Source organism: Polaribacter sp. R2A056_3_33 (genome assembly GCF_019278485.1).
GTDB lineage: Bacteria > Bacteroidota > Bacteroidia > Flavobacteriales > Flavobacteriaceae > Polaribacter.
The window spans coordinates 1221450-1239518 of record NZ_CP058984.1 but is presented as its reverse complement, the minus strand read 5'-3'; the positions used below and the strand labels follow the sequence as shown (position 1 = coordinate 1239518).

At 32.4% G+C, this 18069-nt stretch carries 15 protein-coding genes; 12 read left to right on the top strand and 3 right to left on the bottom strand.

The window, feature by feature from the left end:
* The first annotated feature begins 22 nt into the window (after positions 1 to 22).
* The 6 genes from nrfD to H0I29_RS05220 are packed head-to-tail and all read left to right on the top strand — an operon-like array spanning position 23 to position 6856.
* Positions 23 to 1477 carry an NrfD/PsrC family molybdoenzyme membrane anchor subunit gene (gene nrfD / locus H0I29_RS05245; protein WP_218731806.1) on the top strand — a complete coding sequence of 485 codons (1455 nt, stop codon included), beginning with the start codon at positions 23 to 25 and terminating at the stop codon, positions 1475 to 1477.
* A 2-nt stretch (positions 1478 to 1479) separates the two neighbouring features.
* On the top strand, positions 1480 to 2007 hold the full coding sequence (locus tag H0I29_RS05240) for a DUF3341 domain-containing protein (protein WP_165731663.1): 528 nt from the start codon (positions 1480 to 1482) through the stop codon (positions 2005 to 2007).
* Between the two features lie 10 nt (positions 2008 to 2017).
* A complete protein-coding gene (locus H0I29_RS05235) occupies positions 2018 to 2560 on the top strand; it encodes a cytochrome c (RefSeq protein WP_218731805.1) in 543 nt (180 codons plus the stop codon).
* Between the two features lie 28 nt (positions 2561 to 2588).
* Positions 2589 to 3995 carry a quinol:cytochrome C oxidoreductase gene (locus tag H0I29_RS05230; protein WP_218754665.1) on the top strand — a complete coding sequence of 469 codons (1407 nt, stop codon included), beginning with the start codon at positions 2589 to 2591 and terminating at the stop codon, positions 3993 to 3995.
* A 38-nt stretch (positions 3996 to 4033) separates the two neighbouring features.
* Entirely contained in the window at positions 4034 to 5050 is a 1017-nt protein-coding gene (locus H0I29_RS05225) for a cytochrome c oxidase subunit II (protein WP_218754664.1), read from the top strand.
* A 24-nt stretch (positions 5051 to 5074) separates the two neighbouring features.
* Positions 5075 to 6856, top strand: a complete 1782-nt coding sequence (locus H0I29_RS05220; protein WP_218754663.1) for a cbb3-type cytochrome c oxidase subunit I — start codon at positions 5075 to 5077, stop codon at positions 6854 to 6856.
* 465 nt (positions 6857 to 7321) lie between these two features.
* Here the strand turns inward: H0I29_RS05220 and H0I29_RS05215 are convergent, their stop codons facing one another.
* From H0I29_RS05215 to H0I29_RS05205, 3 genes are all read right to left on the bottom strand, one after another.
* On the bottom strand, positions 7322 to 7987 hold the full coding sequence (locus H0I29_RS05215; protein ID WP_208890541.1) for a LysE family translocator: 666 nt from the start codon (positions 7985 to 7987) through the stop codon (positions 7322 to 7324).
* A 361-nt stretch (positions 7988 to 8348) separates the two neighbouring features.
* On the bottom strand, positions 8349 to 9395 hold the full coding sequence (locus H0I29_RS05210) for a ferredoxin--NADP reductase (RefSeq protein WP_218754662.1): 1047 nt from the start codon (positions 9393 to 9395) through the stop codon (positions 8349 to 8351).
* 14 nt (positions 9396 to 9409) lie between these two features.
* Positions 9410 to 10399, bottom strand: coding sequence for an aspartate-semialdehyde dehydrogenase (locus H0I29_RS05205; protein ID WP_218754661.1), 990 nt, complete (start codon positions 10397 to 10399; stop codon positions 9410 to 9412).
* Positions 10400 to 10794: 395 nt separating this feature from the next.
* Between H0I29_RS05205 and H0I29_RS05200 the strand changes: the two genes are divergently transcribed.
* The 6 genes from H0I29_RS05200 (at position 10795) to H0I29_RS05175 (ending at position 17978) form a co-directional block, all read left to right on the top strand.
* Positions 10795 to 11826 (top strand): rhodanese-related sulfurtransferase, encoded by a 1032-nt coding sequence (locus H0I29_RS05200; protein WP_218754660.1) that lies wholly within the window; start codon positions 10795 to 10797, stop codon positions 11824 to 11826.
* 4 nt (positions 11827 to 11830) lie between these two features.
* On the top strand, positions 11831 to 13078 hold the full coding sequence (locus tag H0I29_RS05195) for a peptidase U32 family protein (RefSeq protein WP_218754659.1): 1248 nt from the start codon (positions 11831 to 11833) through the stop codon (positions 13076 to 13078).
* A complete protein-coding gene (locus tag H0I29_RS05190) occupies positions 13078 to 13308 on the top strand; it encodes a ferredoxin (RefSeq protein WP_165731672.1) in 231 nt (76 codons plus the stop codon). Before H0I29_RS05195 ends, H0I29_RS05190 begins: the two co-directional genes overlap by 1 nt.
* A 372-nt stretch (positions 13309 to 13680) precedes the next feature.
* Positions 13681 to 15234, top strand: a complete 1554-nt coding sequence (gene ricT / locus H0I29_RS05185) for a regulatory iron-sulfur-containing complex subunit RicT (RefSeq protein ID WP_218754658.1) — start codon at positions 13681 to 13683, stop codon at positions 15232 to 15234.
* Positions 15212 to 15706: a gliding motility lipoprotein GldH gene (locus H0I29_RS05180; protein ID WP_218754657.1), complete on the top strand. Its 495-nt coding sequence runs from the start codon at positions 15212 to 15214 to the stop codon at positions 15704 to 15706. Before ricT ends, H0I29_RS05180 begins: the two co-directional genes overlap by 23 nt.
* 7 nt (positions 15707 to 15713) lie before the next feature.
* Positions 15714 to 17978 (top strand): penicillin-binding protein 1A, encoded by a 2265-nt coding sequence (locus H0I29_RS05175; RefSeq protein WP_218754656.1) that lies wholly within the window; start codon positions 15714 to 15716, stop codon positions 17976 to 17978.
* The last annotated feature ends 91 nt before the right edge of the window (positions 17979 to 18069 follow it).

Genomic DNA, 18069 nt, shown 5'->3' with positions numbered 1-18069 from the left:
AATTAAACTAAGTAATAAAAATATGTCTCATTACGAAGCACCCATAAGGGAACCTTTAGTACTAGGTGATAAAAGTTATCACGATATTACAGAAGACATTGCAAAACCTATTGAAGGAGTTGCAAATAAAAATTGGTACATAGCATTTTATATCTCTTTGGCTGCAACGCTTTGGGGATTTGGATGTATTTTTTATACCATAGGTACTGGTATTGGAGTTTGGGGATTGAACAAGAACATTGGTTGGGCTTGGGATATTACAAACTTTGTATGGTGGGTTGGTATCGGTCACGCAGGAACACTAATTTCTGCAGTACTTTTATTATTCCGTCAAAAATGGAGAATGGCTATTAACCGTTCTGCAGAAGCAATGACAATTTTTGCCGTTTTTCAAGCAGGACTGTTTCCATTGATTCACATGGGTAGACCTTGGAATGGGTATTGGGTATTGCCAATGCCAAATCAATTTGGTTCGTTATGGGTAAACTTTAACTCACCATTATTATGGGATGTTTTTGCAATATCAACTTATTTATCTGTATCATTAGTTTTCTGGTGGACAGGTTTATTACCCGATTTTGCAATGATTAGAGATAGAGCTGTGAAGCCTTTCCAAAAGAAAATATATGCTTTATTATCATTCGGTTGGTCTGGTAGAGCAAAAGACTGGCAACGTTTTGAAGAAGTATCTTTGGTACTTGCAGGTTTAGCAACACCATTAGTACTTTCTGTACATACAATTGTATCTATGGATTTTGCTACTTCTATTAACCCAGGTTGGCACTCAACTATTTTCCCTCCTTATTTCGTAGCAGGAGCAATCTTTTCTGGATTTGCAATGGTACAAACGTTATTAGGAATTATGAGAAAGGTTACTAATTTAGAAGATTACATTACACGTATGCACATTGAGTATATGAACATTGTAATTATCTTAACAGGTGGTATTGTAGCTGTGGCGTATGCAACAGAGTTCTTTATTGCTTGGTATACAGGGTCACCTTATGAGAACTATACATATTTATCTGTAGGTGCTGCAACTGGTCCTTATGCTTGGGCATTCTGGTCACTAATAATATTTAATATTATTACACCACAGTTATTATGGATTAAGAAATTTAGAAGAAGTTTTGTAATTACTTTTATTATTTCTATTGCAATTAACATTGGTATGTGGTTTGAGCGTTTCGATATTATTGCAATTGTATTAAGTAAAGGTCATTTACCATCTACATGGTGGCGTTTTGAACCTACGTTTGTAGATGTTGGTATTTTTGTGGGAACTATAGGTTTCTTTGGTGTATTATTCTTATTATACGCAAGAACATTCCCGGTAATTGCACAAGCGGAAGTAAAAACTATTTTAAAATCTTCTGGAGAGTTTTACAAGAAGAGAAGAGAACAAGGTATACCAACTAAACCAGCTATTAATGTAGCAAACGTAGCAGGTACAACTGATAAATCTAATAAAGAATAATTATGGAATCATCAAAAGTTATTCACGCATTTTATAATGATGACGAAGTTCTAATGGACGCAGTGAAAGCTGTTAAAGCAGAACATCTTCATATAGAGGAAGTATTTTGTCCTTTTCCTGTTCATGGATTAGACAAAGCAATGGGATTAGCACCAACAAGATTAGCAATTACTGCATTTTTATATGGAATTACAGGATTAGCATTTGCTATTTGGATGACTAATTACATGATGATTCAAGATTGGCCACAAGATATTGGTGGTAAGCCAAATTTTTCTTGGTGGGCAAACATGCCTGCGTTTGTGCCAATTATGTTTGAATTAACAGTGTTTTTTGCAGCCCACTTAATGGTAATTACTTTTTATATGAGAAGTAGATTATGGCCATTTAAAGAAGCTGAGAATCCAGATCCAAGAACTACAGATGATCATTTTTTAATGGAAATCCCTGTAAATAACAACGAAGCTAAAATTATTGATTTATTAGCTAGTACAGGAGCTGTAGAAATTAATGTAGTAGACAAGCACTAATATATAGAAAATGAAGAATTTTAAATTAATTATCGCTTTATTTACGCTTACAAGTATCATTTCTTGTAATGATAAAACTAAGCCGCAATTACAATTTATGCCAGATATGTATGTATCTGTGCCTTATGATGTAAATGGAGCCAATGGTCTTAATGGAGAACCTGTAAATAGTAAACCTGTTGCAGGAACAATTGCAAGAGGCGGACATGCTACTTATGATATCCCTAATACAAATGAAGGATATGAATTGTCTAAACTTACGGTTACTAATCCTTTAGAAACTACAGAAGAAAGTTTGGCAAATGGAAAAGCAATGTACGAGATCTATTGTGCAACTTGTCATGGAAAAGCAGGAGATGGTAATGGAGTTTTATCTCAAAGAGATAAATTTTCTGGTATCCCTAATTATAAAGATAGAGATATTAACACAGGGAGTATTTATCATGTAATTATGCACGGTAAAAACTTAATGGGTTCACATGCATCTCAAACAACGTATACAGAGCGTTGGCAAATAGTACAGTACGTAGAAAAATTACGTTCAGAATTATAATTTCAATTAGAAAGAATACGAAAAAGATATGTATCAATTCTCAGGTAAATTAAAAACATTCTCATTAGCACTAATACTTATTGGTTTAGTGGGAATTGGTTATGGTTTTTATTCAGCTCCTAAAACAGTTGAAGAAGCTAAAGAAGTTATTGCACAACAGGCTTCACATGGTGATAGTCATGCTACTTCTCATGAAGAGGTTAGTGCTGATGGGCATAAAAGTGAAGCACATGGTGAAAGCCATGGTTCAGTAGATGGATCTCATGATGACGCACATGCTGAACATGTTTTACATCAGTTAAAAAATAAACCATGGTCTGCAGTATATGTAGCATTGTTTTTCTTTTTGGGAATTACTTTATTGGTATTAGCTTTTTATGCAATTCAAAGAGTTGCGCAAGCGGGTTGGTCTATTCTTTTGTTTAGGGTAATGGAAGCAATTACTGCTAACTTAGTACCAACTTCAATTGTAATGGTTCTTATAGTAATTTCGGCTGTAATGCATTGGAATCATATGTTCCCGTGGATGGCAGAAGGAGTATTTGATCCTACAAGTCCTAATTACGATCCTATTGTAGATGGTAAATCTTGGTGGATAAACGTTCCAGGTTGGGCTATTAGAAGTATTATTTATTTAGCTTTATGGAATGCATACAGATGGTTTATCCGTAGAAATTCTATAAAAGAAGATACTGCAAATGATGGAGGAAAAACGTATAAATTGAGTTATAATGCTTCTGTAGGTTTTATTTTCGTATTTATGATCACTGAAACAATGATGTCTTGGGATTGGATTATGGGATTAGACCCACACTGGTTCTCTACATTATTCGGTTGGTATGTTTTATCTAGCTTATTAGTAAGTGCATTAACGGTAATTGCTTTAGTTACAATATATTTACGTTCTAAAGGAGCTTTACCTGGTGTGAACGATAGTCACATTCATGATTTAGCAAAATATATGTTTGGTTTTTCTATCTTTTGGACATACTTATGGTTTTCTCAATTTATGTTAATTTGGTATGCAGATATTCCAGAGGAAACTACTTATTTTGCAATGAGATTTAATGAGTATAACTTTCCTTTCTTAGCAATGGTAGTAATGAACTTTGCTTTTCCTGTATTGTTATTATTAAATAGTGACTTTAAAAGTATTCCTTGGTTTATCGTTATTGGAGGTGTTGCAATTCTTTGTGGTCATTATATTGATATATTTGTAATGGTTATGCCAGGTACTGTTGGTGATCAATGGTCTTTCGGTATCCCTGAAATTGGTGCAATATTGTTCTTCATAGGAGTCTTTATATATGCTACTTTTAGTTCTTTTGCAAAAGCAAGTGCTATACCAACTGGTAACCCTTTCTTAGGAGAAAGTAAACATTACCACTATTATAATATTGAACACAGAGGTGAAGGTTCAGGAGATCATCATTAATAAATAATTTGAATTAAAATAATTAAGACGAGATAAATATGCTAGCTCTATTTTATATTTTTATAGCTGTTGCAATCGGTGTAAGTTTTTGGCAAATAACCAGAATATTAAACTTAAGAAGCGTAATCGCTACTGATAAAGACAACGCAACCCAAGGTAGAAATGCCATTTACTTTATGGTTTTTTTATATGCAATGATGATTTATTGTTTAATCTTCATGAATGTTGTAATGTTACCAGAATCTGCTTCTTATGAAGGAGAACATGATGATAACCTTTTTGATATTACATTTTGGTTAATTGGTATTGTTCAATTTTTAATGCAATTCTTAATTTTCTATTTTACTTTTAAGTATAAAGGTGAAAAAGGAAAGAAAGCAAAATTCTATTCAGACAGTCATAAATTAGAGGCTATTTGGACCATTACTCCAGCTATTGTTTTAGTTGTTCTAATTGGTTATGGATTATGGCAATGGAATAATATCATGGATTTATCCGACTTAGAAGATCCTGTAGTAATAGAGGTTTATGCTCAGCAGTTTAGATGGGATGCTCGTTATGCAGGTGAAGATAATACGTTAGGTTTAGGAAACGTAAACTATATTAAAGGTATGAACACTATAGGTGTTGATATGGATGATAAAAATGCTTTAGATGATAAACAAGTAACTGAATTGTACTTACCTAAAGGTAGAAAAGTTCATTTCAAGTTTCGTTCTCAAGACGTTTTGCACTCAGCTTATATGCCTCACTTTAGAGCGCAAATGAACTGTGTACCAGGTATGGTAACTGAATTTGGTTTTACTCCAAAATATACTACTGCAGAGATGAGACAACAATCTGAGGTTGTAGAGAAAACTGCAGGAATCAATAAAATAAGAAAAGCTAACGGAGAAGATCCTTATGAGTTTGATTATTTATTGTTATGTAATAAAATTTGTGGAGCTTCTCACTATAACATGCAAATGAAAATTACAGTTGTAGAACAAGAAGAATATGACAAATGGATTGCAGAGCAGCCAACATTATCATCAGTATTAAATAATAATAATTAAAAGACACTACAAATAAATAAGATTATGTCAGAACATCATCATAAAGAAACATTTGTAACAAAATATATTTTTAGCCAAGATCATAAAATGATTTCTAAGCAGTTCTTAGTAACTGGTATGTTTATGGGAATTATTGGGGTATTTATGTCTATGTTATTTCGTATGCAAATTGCATGGCCAGAAAAATCATTTTCTTTAATTGAAGCTTTTCTAGGAGATCACCAAACAGACGGTGTAATGAATCCGGATATGTACTTAGCTTTGGTAACAATACACGGTACTATAATGGTATTCTTTGTATTAACGGCTGGTTTAAGTGGTACATTTTCTAACTTGTTAATACCATTGCAAATTGGAGCTAGAGATATGGCTTCTGGTTTTTTAAACATGGTGTCTTATTGGATGTTCTTTGTTTCATGTATCATCATGGTTTGCTCTTTGTTTGTTGAAGCTGGTCCAGCAGCAGCAGGATGGACAATCTATCCTCCATTAAGTGCTTTACCACAAGCAATTCCAGGTTCTGGAATGGGTATGACATTATGGTTAGTTTCTATGGCTATTTTTATTGCATCTTCTTTAATAGGATCTTTAAATTATATAGCAACAGTTTTTAACTTAAGAACTGTGGGAATGAAAATGACGAGATTGCCTTTAACAATTTGGGCGTTCTTTGTAACTGCTATTATTGGTGTAGTTTCTTTCCCTGTATTATTGTCTGCTGCTTTATTATTGATCTTTGATAGAAGTTTTGGTACTTCTTTCTATTTATCAGATATTTTTATTGCTGGTGAAGTTTTACATTATCAAGGTGGTTCTCCTGTATTATTCGAGCACTTATTTTGGTTCTTAGGTCACCCTGAGGTATATATCGTAATCTTACCTGCCATGGGTATTGTTTCAGAAATTTTAGCCATTAATTCACGTAAACCTATTTTTGGTTACCGTGCAATGATTGGTTCTATTATAGCAATTGCTTTTTTATCTACAATTGTTTGGGGACACCATATGTTTGTATCAGGTATGAATCCTTTCTTAGGGTCTGTATTTACATTTACAACGTTACTAATTGCAATTCCATCTGCAGTAAAATCATTTAACTGGTTAACGACATTATGGAAAGGTAATCTTCAATTAAATCCTGCCATGTTATTCTCTATCGGATTGGTTTCTACATTCGTTACAGGAGGTTTAACAGGTATTGTTTTAGGAGATTCAGCTTTAGATATTAATGTTCATGATACGTACTTTGTTGTAGCGCATTTCCACTTAGTTATGGGTGTTTCTGCTATTTTTGGAATGTTTGCTGGTGTGTATCACTGGTTTCCTAAAATGTATGGTAGAATGATGAATAAAACATTAGGATATTGGCATTTCTGGTTAAGCATCATTTGTGCTTATGGAGTTTTCTGGCCAATGCACTTTATTGGTTTAGCAGGTTTACCAAGAAGATATTATTCTAACACAGCATTTCCTATGTTTGATGATTTATCTGATATTAATATAGTAATTACATTGTTTGCCTTAGTTGGTGGTTTTGCTCAAATATTTTTTATTGCAAACTTCTTTATCTCTATTTATAGAGGTCAAAAAGCAACAATGAATCCTTGGAATGCAACTACTTTAGAATGGACAACTCCTGTAGATCATGTACACGGAAACTGGCCAGGGAAATTACCAGAAGTTCATAGATGGGCGTATGATTATAGTAAGCGTGTAGATCCAGAAGATGATGATAGTGCATATTTACATGGAGAAGACTTTGTGTTACAAACTGTGCCTTTATTAGAAGGAGAAGAACCTTCTTAGAAAATAAAATACATCATTTTGTTTTAAATGATATTTAAGATATAAAACCAGTGAATTTATTCACTGGTTTTTTGTTTTTTTAGTATTTATAGTATTCGTTATAAAGTGTTGTTGTGGGGGGCTATGGTGAATTAATTGAGAAAGTATATATGCAGAAATGCATAACGACTTTAGTAGAACAAGTTATTATTAGCTGTTTTAGAGCTTATGAAAGCTAACTAATGCGCTGTTTTTACTTTATAATAAATTCCTTTATTGATTAGAATAATATTTCTTTAAAAGAGCTATTTTAAGACTTTTAAATAGTAGTATTTTTTTACATACAAATTAATTGTAGTACCCGATTTAATTATTGCTTTGTTACAAAATAGTTTTTGTAATCGATAGTAAACTAAAGTAAGTCTATTGATATAACTGTAAAGTATGATTCTTTGGGGTATAGCTGTAATTGAATAAACGACGGTTTTAACTGATAAAATTATCTATTTTATCATTAGGTATAAACCCTTTTAAGATTAAAAAAACACCACAGATAATTAATATAATTCCCATTATTCTCTTTAGTCTATAAATTACTAAAGGAGTCATTTTACTTTTTAATTGTTTTGCTAAAAGTATTTTACCAAGATCTGTAATTGCATACCCTAAAATTATGGTAGCAAAATACCAAAATATACTGTTAGAATTCATGTTTAAAGTAGGTCCAATTACCAACACGGTACCCAACCAAAATGCTAACACGCCAATATTTATAAAGTTTAAAAAGTAACCTTTAAAAAACAGTTTTATATAGTTGTTTTTAACAGGGACGACTATGGTTTCTGCAGATGCTAAAGCCTCTTTTTTGTTTTGTTTGTCAAAATAAGTTATTAAACCGTATACAATAAGTACTAGGCCACCAATAAAAAAGAGTCTAGGGTCATCTTTAATTTTTTCTAAAAAAGATCTACTTCCAAAATATGCCATACATATAAAAGTAACATCCCCTAAAAGAACACCAAGATCGAACGCAATGGCTGCTCTAGCTCCTTTTAAAATACTGGTTTGAATAAGCATAAAAAAAACAGGCCCTATCATAAAAGCCATGAAAAAACCTATTAAAAAAGCATTCTTAAAGTCGTAAATATCCATTGGATAAAGGTAATTGTTTAATTAGGATTTACCAATTATGAGATTTTAAATTGGCTTAGAAATGTATCAAGTTTAAGTGAAATAATATTGTCAGTTTTATGTTTTAATATTATGAAATTCCTCTCTACGTTCCTTGTAACACGTTTGTGAACTTGTTATGAGGTTTTTTAATACTTTAAAGCCTGGTTTTTACGATATTTAATAGAGATAACTGCACTTGCGTTAGGGATTGCAGTGACATCCTTTTTGCTTTTTAGTAAAAAGATATAGCGTAAAGCCCGCTCGAACGCCAAAAAAAGTGGTATTTATAGAGGTTGATACCTACAAGGCTTTTGAAACCTTGCAGGACAACTATATATTTTTAAACATCATCAAAATCTATTGAAATTTTTGAAGTTGTAGGGTATGCCTGACAGGCTAAAACCAATCCTTCTTCAATTTCGCTATCTGTTAAAATGGAATTCTTAACCATAATAGCATTTCCTTCTGTAACCTTACACATACAGGTGCTACAAACTCCTCCTTGGCAAGAATATGGAGCATCTAAATTGTTACGTAAACTGGCCGATAATAGATCGTCAGTTTGGTTCATAGTAAAGGTTGTTTCCTCATCATCTAGCATTACAATAACTTCTGTAGTACCTTCTTTTATCTCCGCTACAGCCTCTTCGTCTATAGAAGTTGTAAATAATTCAAAATGAATATTCTCTTTAGCAAAACCACGTTCTGTAAGTGTTGCAGAAACTTCATCAATCATACTTTCTGGTCCACATAAAAAAGCAGCATCAAAAGAAGTATTTTTATAACTATTGTTAATGTAGAAATTAGTGTGTGCTTTGTCTATTCGACCAAATAAAGAACCTTCTAGCTGTTCTCTACTACAAATGTAGTGTAGGTTAAAACGATCTGGATTTGCTTCTTTTAAAGCATCTAATTCTTCTTTAAAAATAGTATCTGCAACTGTTTTGTTACCATAAATTAATGTAAAAGTAGACGAAACTTCATTTTCTAATACATCTTTAACCATAGATAGAATTGGTGTTATACCAGATCCTGCAGCAAAAGCGATGTAGTTTTTATTAGGTTTTGTTTCTAGGGTAAACAGACCTTCAGGTTCAGAAATTTCAATAAAATTACCTTCTTTTAATTCTGTAGTTGCATACGTAGAAAAAGTACCATTTTCTACTGCTTTAATAGCTACTTTTAAATAAGAATCGCTAGGAGAAGAACAAATAGAATAGGCTCTTCTAACTTCTTTACCGTTAATCGTTTTTTTAAGTGTTAAGTATTGCCCTGCATGAAAAGCAAACTTAGACTTTAAATTACCGGGTATTTTAAATACAAGAGAAACCGCATCTGCGGTTTCTCTAATCACTTCGTGTATATTTACTTTATGAAATGTTGCCATTAAAGATGTTTATTTTATACCAAATTATTTGCAATTAAATATTCGGCAATTTGTATTGTGTTTGTAGCTGCACCTTTACGTAAGTTGTCTGCAACGATCCACAAATTTAAGGTATTTTCTTGAGATTCATCCCTTCTAATTCGTCCAACAAAAACTTCATCCTTATCATGTGCGTTTATTGCCATCGGATATACGTTGTTAGCCAAGTCATCCTCTACAATTACTCCAGGAGTTTCACTTAATATTTTTCTAACTTCCGCTAAATCAAAGGCATTTTCAAACTGAACGTTTACAGCTTCAGAATGTCCCCCCGCAGTAGGTATTCTAACCGCAGTTGCAGTAACAGAAAAAGAATCATCACGCAAAATTTTCTTAGGTTCTTTTACCAATTTCATTTCCTCTTTGGTGTATCCGTTTTCTAAGAAAACATCACAATGTGGAATTGCATTTCTACCAATTTTATGAGGATATGCCATTTCGCCATCAATACCAGCCTCTTCATTATCTAATTGCTGTACCGCTTTAACGCCAGAACCAGAAACAGATTGATATGTAGAAATAACCACACGTTTCATTTTATACTTTAAATGTAACGGAGATAAAACTGCCACTAACTGAATTGTAGAACAATTAGGGTTTGCAATAATTTTGTCGTCTTTTGTTAAAACGTCTCCATTAATTTCTGGAACCACTAATTTTTTTGTTGGGTCCATTCTCCAAGCAGAAGAGTTATCGATAACTGTTGTACCAACTTCAGCAAATTTAGGCGCCCATTCTAAAGAAGTGTCTCCACCCGCAGAAAACAAAGCAACATCTGGCTTCAATTTTACAGCATCCTCTAAAGTAACTATGGTATATTCTTTCCCTTTATATGATAATTTTTTTCCAGCAGATCTTGCAGAAGCTACAGGAATTAATTCCGTTATTGGTAAGTTACGCTCTTCTAAAACTTTTAACATTACTGTGCCCACCATTCCAGTTGCACCTACTACAGCTATTTTCATCGCCTAAAAATTTAATATTATATTGAGTTGCAAATATCCTAAAAATAATAATTATATAAATCACTTAACCCCTTATAAATCAACCAAAGTTTAAAATTGAATCACAAATTTTTCTAATGTTTAAATTTAAACAGTTTGTGGTAATTTTTAAATAATAGGATCTTTATTTTTTTGAAGCTATTTCCTGCTTTCCGTTATATCTTTTTTATGAAAAATAAAAAAGGATGTCACTTCAATCAGGGCTAATCTTGTTTGCTAGCTTTTTTAAGACCTAGCAAAGTCTCTCAAATCCATGATAAAAATCATAAAATCTCTTTCTAAAATCAGTAACTTTGCAGCTTATAAAAAAAAACTGAAACAAGTTCAGTTTAAAACGTTAACCTAATTAGTATAGCATGCAACTGTACAATAAGTTAAGCGCAATAGAACGCGCTGCATTAATAGACGAAGCTGGCAAAGACCGCTTAACAATTTCTTTTTATCAATATTTTAAGATAGAAAACCCACAATTATTTAGAGATAAATTATTTTTAGAATGGAATGAACTCGATGTTTTAGGTCGAATCTATGTTTCATACGAAGGTATCAACGCTCAATTATCTGTTCCATCAGAAAACTTTTATGCTCTAAAAGACCAATTAGACAGTATTTCTTTTTTAAAGGATATTCGTTTAAATGTTGCTATAGAGCATGATAATAAATCTTTTTTAAAGCTAAAAGTAAAAGTTAGAAACAAAATTGTTGCTGATGGTTTAAATGATGCAACTTTTGATGTTACTGCCAAAGGAGTGCATTTAAATGCAGCAGAATTTAATGCAATGTTAGCAAACCCAGATACGGTTTGTGTAGATATGCGTAATCATTACGAGAGTGAAATTGGTCATTTTGATGGTGCTGTAACTCCAGATGTAGATACCTTTAGAGATTCTTTAGATATTATAGAAGAAGATTTAAAGGACAATAAAGAAGACAAAAACTTGTTGATGTATTGTACTGGCGGAATTCGTTGTGAAAAAGCATCTGCGTATTACAAACACAAAGGATTTAAAAATGTTTTTCAGTTAGAAGGCGGAATTATAGAATACACACGTCAGGTAAAAGAAGAAGGCATCGAGAATAAATTTATCGGTAAAAACTTTGTGTTCGATCATAGAAGAGCAGAACGTATTACAGACGATGTAGTTTCTAACTGTCACCAATGCGGTAAAGCGTGTGATGAGCATACAAATTGTGCCAACGAGGCATGTCATTTATTGTTTATTCAATGTGATGAATGTGCAGAAAGAACAGAAAACACCTGTTCTGCAGATTGCCAAGAAATAATTCAGTTGTCTTTTGAAGAGCAAAAGGAATTAAGAAAAGGAAAAGGAAATAGCAATAAGATCTTTAAGAAAGGTCGTTCTGAAGCTTTAAAATTTAAAAAGTAAAGTCATGCAAAAAATCGAATTAATGGCGCCAGCCGGTAATTTTGAATCTATGCAAGCTGCTTTAGATAATGGTTGCGATTCTATTTATTTTGGAGTAGAGCAGCTTAATATGCGAGCAAGAGCTTCTGTTAATTTTACTTTAGATGATTTAGAAGAGATTTCTAAAAGATGTTCAGAAAAAAATGTGAGAACCTATCTTACATTAAATACTATAGTTTACGACCATGATTTATCAATAGTAAAAACATTGATAAAACGTGCAAAAGAAGCAAATATTACTGCGGTAATTGCCATGGATCAAGCAGTGATTTCTATGGCGAGAGAACAACAAATGGAAGTCCATATCTCTACGCAAATTAATATTACAAATATAGAAACTGTAAAGTTTTATGCACTTTTTGCTGATACAATTGTCTTAAGTAGAGAGTTGAGTTTACGACAAGTAAAAAAGATTACAGAAGCAATTGAGAAAGATCAAATAAAAGGACCTTCAGGCAGATTGGTTGAAGTTGAAATTTTTGGTCATGGTGCTTTGTGTATGGCAGTTTCAGGTAAATGTTATATGAGTTTGCATTCGCATAATTCATCAGCAAATAGAGGTGCTTGCAAACAAAATTGTAGAAAAAAATATACGGTTATCGATCAGGAAACTGGTTTTGAAATGGAGTTAGATAATGAGTATATAATGTCTCCTAAAGATTTATGTACGATTGACTTTTTAGACCAAGTTGCAGATGCCGGAATTAAAGTTTTAAAGATTGAAGGTAGAGGAAGAGCGCCAGAATATGTAGCTAAAGTAATTAAATGTTACAGAGATGCAATTGATAGTTTGGCAAACGGAACCTACGACAAGGAAAAAGTAATTTCTTGGATGCAAGAACTAGAAAAAGTCTACAATCGTGGTTTTTGGAATGGCTATTATTTAGGTCAGAAATTGGGAGAATGGAGTAAAGAATCTGGTTCTCATGCAACACAAAAGAAAGTTTATTTAGGGAAAGGAGAACATTATTTTGATAAAGCTAAAATTGGTCAATTTAAAATTGACGCGTATGATGTTGCTTTGGGAGATACCATTTTAATTACAGGTCCAACCACCGGAGCACAAGAAATGGAAGTTAAGCAAATGTTTGTGAATGATGTTGCAGCCGAAAAAGCAACTAAAGGAGACGAAGTTACCATGAAATTAGATTTCAAAATAAGAAGATCAGACAAGTTGTACAAGATTGTAAAAACTGAATTTGCACAAAACTAATGGTGGTAATTACATTACAAAGAAACAAATGTATTGGTTGTAATTATTGTGTAGAAGTTGCTCCAAGTCAGTTTCAGATGTCTAAAAAAGACGGAAAATCGGTATTGTTACATTCCATAGAAAAGAAAGGTTTTTTCACTATAAAATCTTTTGATGAATCTATTTTTTATCCTTCTTTAGAAGCAAAAAAAGCGTGTCCTGTAAAAATTATTGAAGTAAAGCAAGTTTAAGAATTACATAAGTTTTAAAATAAAGTCCTCATCTATTGAGGGCTTTTTTTTGTTAAAAAAAGAGGTTTTTATACGAATACTAATTAAACCCATGCAAATACTAAACGGATGAGGGAGCAAACAATTTTTCAGACTACATTTGAAGTATCAATAAATTAAAAAGTAGTTTTGTTAACTTTCATAAACCTATTTTTTCATTCTTTGAGAATGCGTATATTTACGAATTAGTGAAGATGAGGCGGTGTGTTAGTATCTGTCTGATAATCAATTTATGAACCAAGAGGTTTTTAGGTTTTATAGCGATGTTTTTAGTGGATTTGCTGCTAATAATAAACTTTAAAGACTATCAACTATAAAAATATATATACTTACATGGCATGTGGAAGTTGTGGTACAACAGAAAATGGAGTACCAAAAGGTTGCAAGAGTAATGGTAATTGTGGGTCAGGAACCTGCGGAAGTGGTAGTAATAAACTAGCCGTTTTTGATTGGTTGTCTAATATGACTTTACCAAGCGGACAAGAAAGATTTAATATTTTTGAAGTCCGTTTTAAAAACGGAAGAAAGCATTTTTATACAAATCCAGATAATTTACCCATCACTATGGGAGATATTGTGGCAGTAGAAGGTGCTCCAGGACATGATATTGGTACAGTTTCTTTGGCAGGAGAGTTGGTAAAAGTGCAAATGAAAAAACGCAAAATTACCGCAGATCATGAAGATGTAAAGAAAATTTACAGAAAAGCGAGTCAGAGAGATATAGATATTTGGCAAGAGGCAAGAGGCAAAGAAGAAGAAACGCAAAGAAAAGGAAGAGAAATTCTAGGACGTTTAGGTTTGCAAATGAAATTGTCTGATGTAGAATATCAAGGTGATGGAAATAAAGCTACGTTTTATTATACGGCAGATACAAGAGTAGATTTTAGACAGTTAATTAGAGACTTGGCAAGTGCATTTTCTATTCGTGTAGAAATGAAGCAAGTAGGTGCAAGACAAGAAGCTGCCCGTTTAGGTGGTGTTGGTTCTTGTGGTAGAGAGTTATGTTGTTCTACTTGGTTAACAGATTTTAGAAAAGTAACAACATCTGCGGCACGTTATCAACAATTATCTTTAAATCCTTTAAAGTTAGCAGGACAATGTGGTAAACTAAAGTGTTGTTTAAATTTTGAATTAGACACGTATTTAGATGCTTTAAAATCATTTCCGAAACAAGATTTAGTACTAAAAACAGAAAAGGGAGATGCCGTATTTGTAAAGATGGATATTTTTAAAAATCATCTTTGGTATACCTACAAAGAAGAACGTTTTAAATGGTTTAGACTTACATTAGAACAAGTTTTAGAAATAATAGCGCTTAATAAAAATAATGAAAAATCTATTTCGTTAGAAGAATATGAAGCGGATGTAGAAATTCCTGTTAAAGTAGATTTCGAAGATGCTGTAGGGCAAGATAGTTTAACGCGTTTTGATGCTCCTAAAACAAGCAATCGTAAGAGAAGAAATAAGAAAAAACCGGCTGCAGTTGCTAATAATAATAATAATAAGCCAAGGACAAGGTCTAACCCAAATCAAAAACCAAATCCTAACCAAAAGGCAACAACCAGTCAAAAGCCGAACCCAAATCAGAAAAGAAAGCCACAGGCAAAGAAACAACCAAATACAAACCCAAATCAGAAGCCCAAAGCTAAATTGAACCCGAATGCGAATGCCAATCCGAATCAAAAGGCTAAACCAAATGCTCAGCCAAAGCCAAGGCCGCAAAGAAAACCAAGACCGAAACCTCAAGGTGATGTAAAGAAACCAGAAGGAGAAGCTAAGGATATAAAAAAGCCAGAAGGTGAAGTTAAAAAGGTAAATAAGCCAAGGAGAAATAATAGAAACCGTAAAAATAATAACCCTAAAAATGATAACAATTCTGAAAAGTAATCCTTTTTTAATTGTTTTAGGATCTCTTTTATTGCTGTTTTCTTGTGATGATAAATCAGATTTTAATCTATATAAATCAATAGACAATGAAGGTTGGAAAGCGAATGAGAAAATATTTTTTGAGTTTGATGTAAAAGACACTATTTCTCCAAAAAATCTATTTATCAATATTAGAAATAATAATGAGTATGCTTATAGTAATTTGTATCTTATTACAGAGCTTGTTTTTCCTAATGAAACAAAGGTTGTAGATACTTTACAATACGAAATGGCAGATAAAACAGGGCGTTTTTTAGGTGTTGGTTTTACAGAGATTAAAGAAAATAAATTATTTTATAAAGAAAAAAAGGCATTTCCAATTTCTGGAAATTATACATTTAATGTGCGCCATGCAATGCGTAAAAATGGAGAAGTAAAGCCAATTGAATTTTTAAAAGGAATTCAGGATGTTGGCTTTAGCATAGAAAATTAAAATAGAAATGACACAGAAGAAAACGACAGATTTTAAAAAATATATTAAATGGTTTTGGTTACTAGTTCTAGGTGGATTTGCATCAATATTATTATTGTTTTTAATTGCTTCTTGGGGTGGTTTAGGAAAATTACCAACGTTTGAAGAGTTAGAAAATCCAGAAAATAACTTAGCAACAGAAATTATTTCTTCAGATGGTAAAACATTGGGTAAATATGCTACAGAAAATAGAACACCTATTAAGTTTACTGATTTACCAGATAATTTAATAAAAGCATTAGTAGCAACGGAAGATGAACGTTTTTTTGAGCATTCTGGTATCGATTTTAAAGGAACTGCAAGAGCTATCTTAAAACCAGGAAGTGGAGGTGCTAGTACAATTACACAGCAATTAGCAAAAATGTTATTTACTGGTAGAGCTTCTAGAAATATCTTTTTAAGAGTTGGCCAAAAAGTAAAAGAATGGGTGGTTGCTACAAAATTAGAAAGACAATATACCAAAAACGAAATTCTTACAATGTACTTAAATAAGTACGATTTTATAAACCAGGCAGTTGGTATTCGTTCTGCAGCTCGTATTTATTTTGGTAAAGAACCAAAAGAATTAGAGGTGCAAGAATCTGCAATGTTGGTTGGTATGTTAAAAAATGCATCATTATTTAATCCTTTAAGAAGAGCAGAACGTGTAAAAAATCGTAGGAACGTTGTGTTAAAACAAATGAACCGTAGCGAATTTATTTCAGAACAAGAAAAAGACTCTTTACAAGCATTAGATTTAGGTTTAGATATTCATAAAGAAGGACATAGTGATGGTTCTGCAACTTATTTTAGAACGTATTTACAGAAATATTTAAGAAAATGGGTAGAGGAAAACCCAAAACCAAATGGAGAAGAATATAATATTTTTAGAGACGGTTTAAAGATTTATGTAACTATAGATTCTAGAATGCAAAAATATGCAGAAGAAGCTATTGAAGAACATATGTCTAACTTACAGTCTTACTTTTTTACAGAACAAAAAAGAAACAAAACAGCACCTTTTTATGATATAAAAGAATCTGAAATTAACAGAATTTTAGAAAGAGCTAAGAAAAACTCGGATAGATATAAGCGGTTAAAAATTGCAGGAAAATCTAATAAGTATATTGATGAAGTTTTCAAAACAAAAACGGAAATGAGTGTTTTTTCTTGGAAAGGTGATATTGATACTATTATGTCTCCAATGGATTCTGTAAGATATTATAAATACTTTTTACGTGCTGGATTGTTGTCTATAGAGCCACAATCTGGTCATATTAAAGCTTGGGTAGGAGGAGTTAATAACAAGCATTTTAAATATGATGCTGTTGCACAACAAAAAAGGCAAGTAGGTTCTACCTTTAAACCATTTGTATATGCTGCTGCAATTAATCAATTAAAATTATCTCCTTGCGATGAATTTCCAAACATACCATATACAATTCCAAAAGGAAAATATGGAATACCAAAAGCATGGACACCAGAAAATGCGAGTAAAAAGTATGGAGGAATGTTAAGCCTAAAAGATGGTTTAGCTGGTTCTGTAAATACAATGTCTGCGAGATTAATAGATATGGTTGGTCCAGAAAATGTAGTGCGTTTAGCAAAATCTGCTGGTATAGAAAGTGATATTCCTGCAAATCCTTCTATTGCATTAGGAGCCGTAGATTTATCATTATTAGAAATGGTAAGTGCCTATGCTACTTTTGCAAATCAAGGTTTACGAGTTGCACCAATGATTTTAACAAGAATTGAAGATAAAAACGGAACTGTTTTAGAAGAATTTACACCAGAAACGAAAGAGGTTTTAAGCGAAGAATCTGCTTATGTTGTGCTAGATTTATTAAAAGGAGTTACCCAATCTGGTTCTGGTGTTCGTTTACGTTTACCTTGGAAAAAAGCCGATTATATTACAGGTCATCCTTATAAATTTACAAATCCTATTGCAGGTAAAACAGGTACCACTCAAAATCAATCAGATGGTTGGTTTATGGGGATTGTACCTAATTTAGCAACAGGTGTTTGGACAGGTGGAGAAGATAGAGCAACTCATTTTGCAGGTATTGCAAAAGGACAAGGTGCTACAATGGCTTTACCTTCTTGGGCGTTATATATGCAAAAAGTATATGCAGATGAAACGTTAAATGTTAGTAAGAAAGATTTTGAAAAACCAGAGAACTTATCAATCAATATTGATTGTAATGATACATCTGGTGATGAGGATACTCCTATAGATGAAGATACCGATTTTTAGTATAGAAAGAGTCTCCTAAGTTTTTAGGGGATTCTTTATTTCAATAAATTCTTTATTTTGTGCTAAATTTATTTTTTAGTAAATTACAAGA

Coding starts and splice junctions, on each gene's coding strand:
- H0I29_RS05200 (WP_218754660.1), top strand. CDS start 10,795: ATGCAACTGTACAATAAGTTAAGCGCAATAGAACGCGCTGCATTAATA.
- H0I29_RS05230 (WP_218754665.1), top strand. CDS start 2,589: ATGTATCAATTCTCAGGTAAATTAAAAACATTCTCATTAGCACTAATA.
- H0I29_RS05240 (WP_165731663.1), top strand. CDS start 1,480: ATGGAATCATCAAAAGTTATTCACGCATTTTATAATGATGACGAAGTT.
- H0I29_RS05235 (WP_218731805.1), top strand. CDS start 2,018: ATGAAGAATTTTAAATTAATTATCGCTTTATTTACGCTTACAAGTATC.
- H0I29_RS05195 (WP_218754659.1), top strand. CDS start 11,831: ATGCAAAAAATCGAATTAATGGCGCCAGCCGGTAATTTTGAATCTATG.
- H0I29_RS05175 (WP_218754656.1), top strand. CDS start 15,714: ATGACACAGAAGAAAACGACAGATTTTAAAAAATATATTAAATGGTTT.
- H0I29_RS05220 (WP_218754663.1), top strand. CDS start 5,075: ATGTCAGAACATCATCATAAAGAAACATTTGTAACAAAATATATTTTT.
- H0I29_RS05205 (WP_218754661.1), bottom strand. CDS start 10,399: ATGAAAATAGCTGTAGTAGGTGCAACTGGAATGGTGGGCACAGTAATG.
- H0I29_RS05215 (WP_208890541.1), bottom strand. CDS start 7,987: ATGGATATTTACGACTTTAAGAATGCTTTTTTAATAGGTTTTTTCATG.
- H0I29_RS05180 (WP_218754657.1), top strand. CDS start 15,212: ATGATAACAATTCTGAAAAGTAATCCTTTTTTAATTGTTTTAGGATCT.
- H0I29_RS05225 (WP_218754664.1), top strand. CDS start 4,034: ATGCTAGCTCTATTTTATATTTTTATAGCTGTTGCAATCGGTGTAAGT.
- nrfD (WP_218731806.1), top strand. CDS start 23: ATGTCTCATTACGAAGCACCCATAAGGGAACCTTTAGTACTAGGTGAT.
- ricT (WP_218754658.1), top strand. CDS start 13,681: ATGGCATGTGGAAGTTGTGGTACAACAGAAAATGGAGTACCAAAAGGT.
- H0I29_RS05210 (WP_218754662.1), bottom strand. CDS start 9,395: ATGGCAACATTTCATAAAGTAAATATACACGAAGTGATTAGAGAAACC.
- H0I29_RS05190 (WP_165731672.1), top strand. CDS start 13,078: ATGGTGGTAATTACATTACAAAGAAACAAATGTATTGGTTGTAATTAT.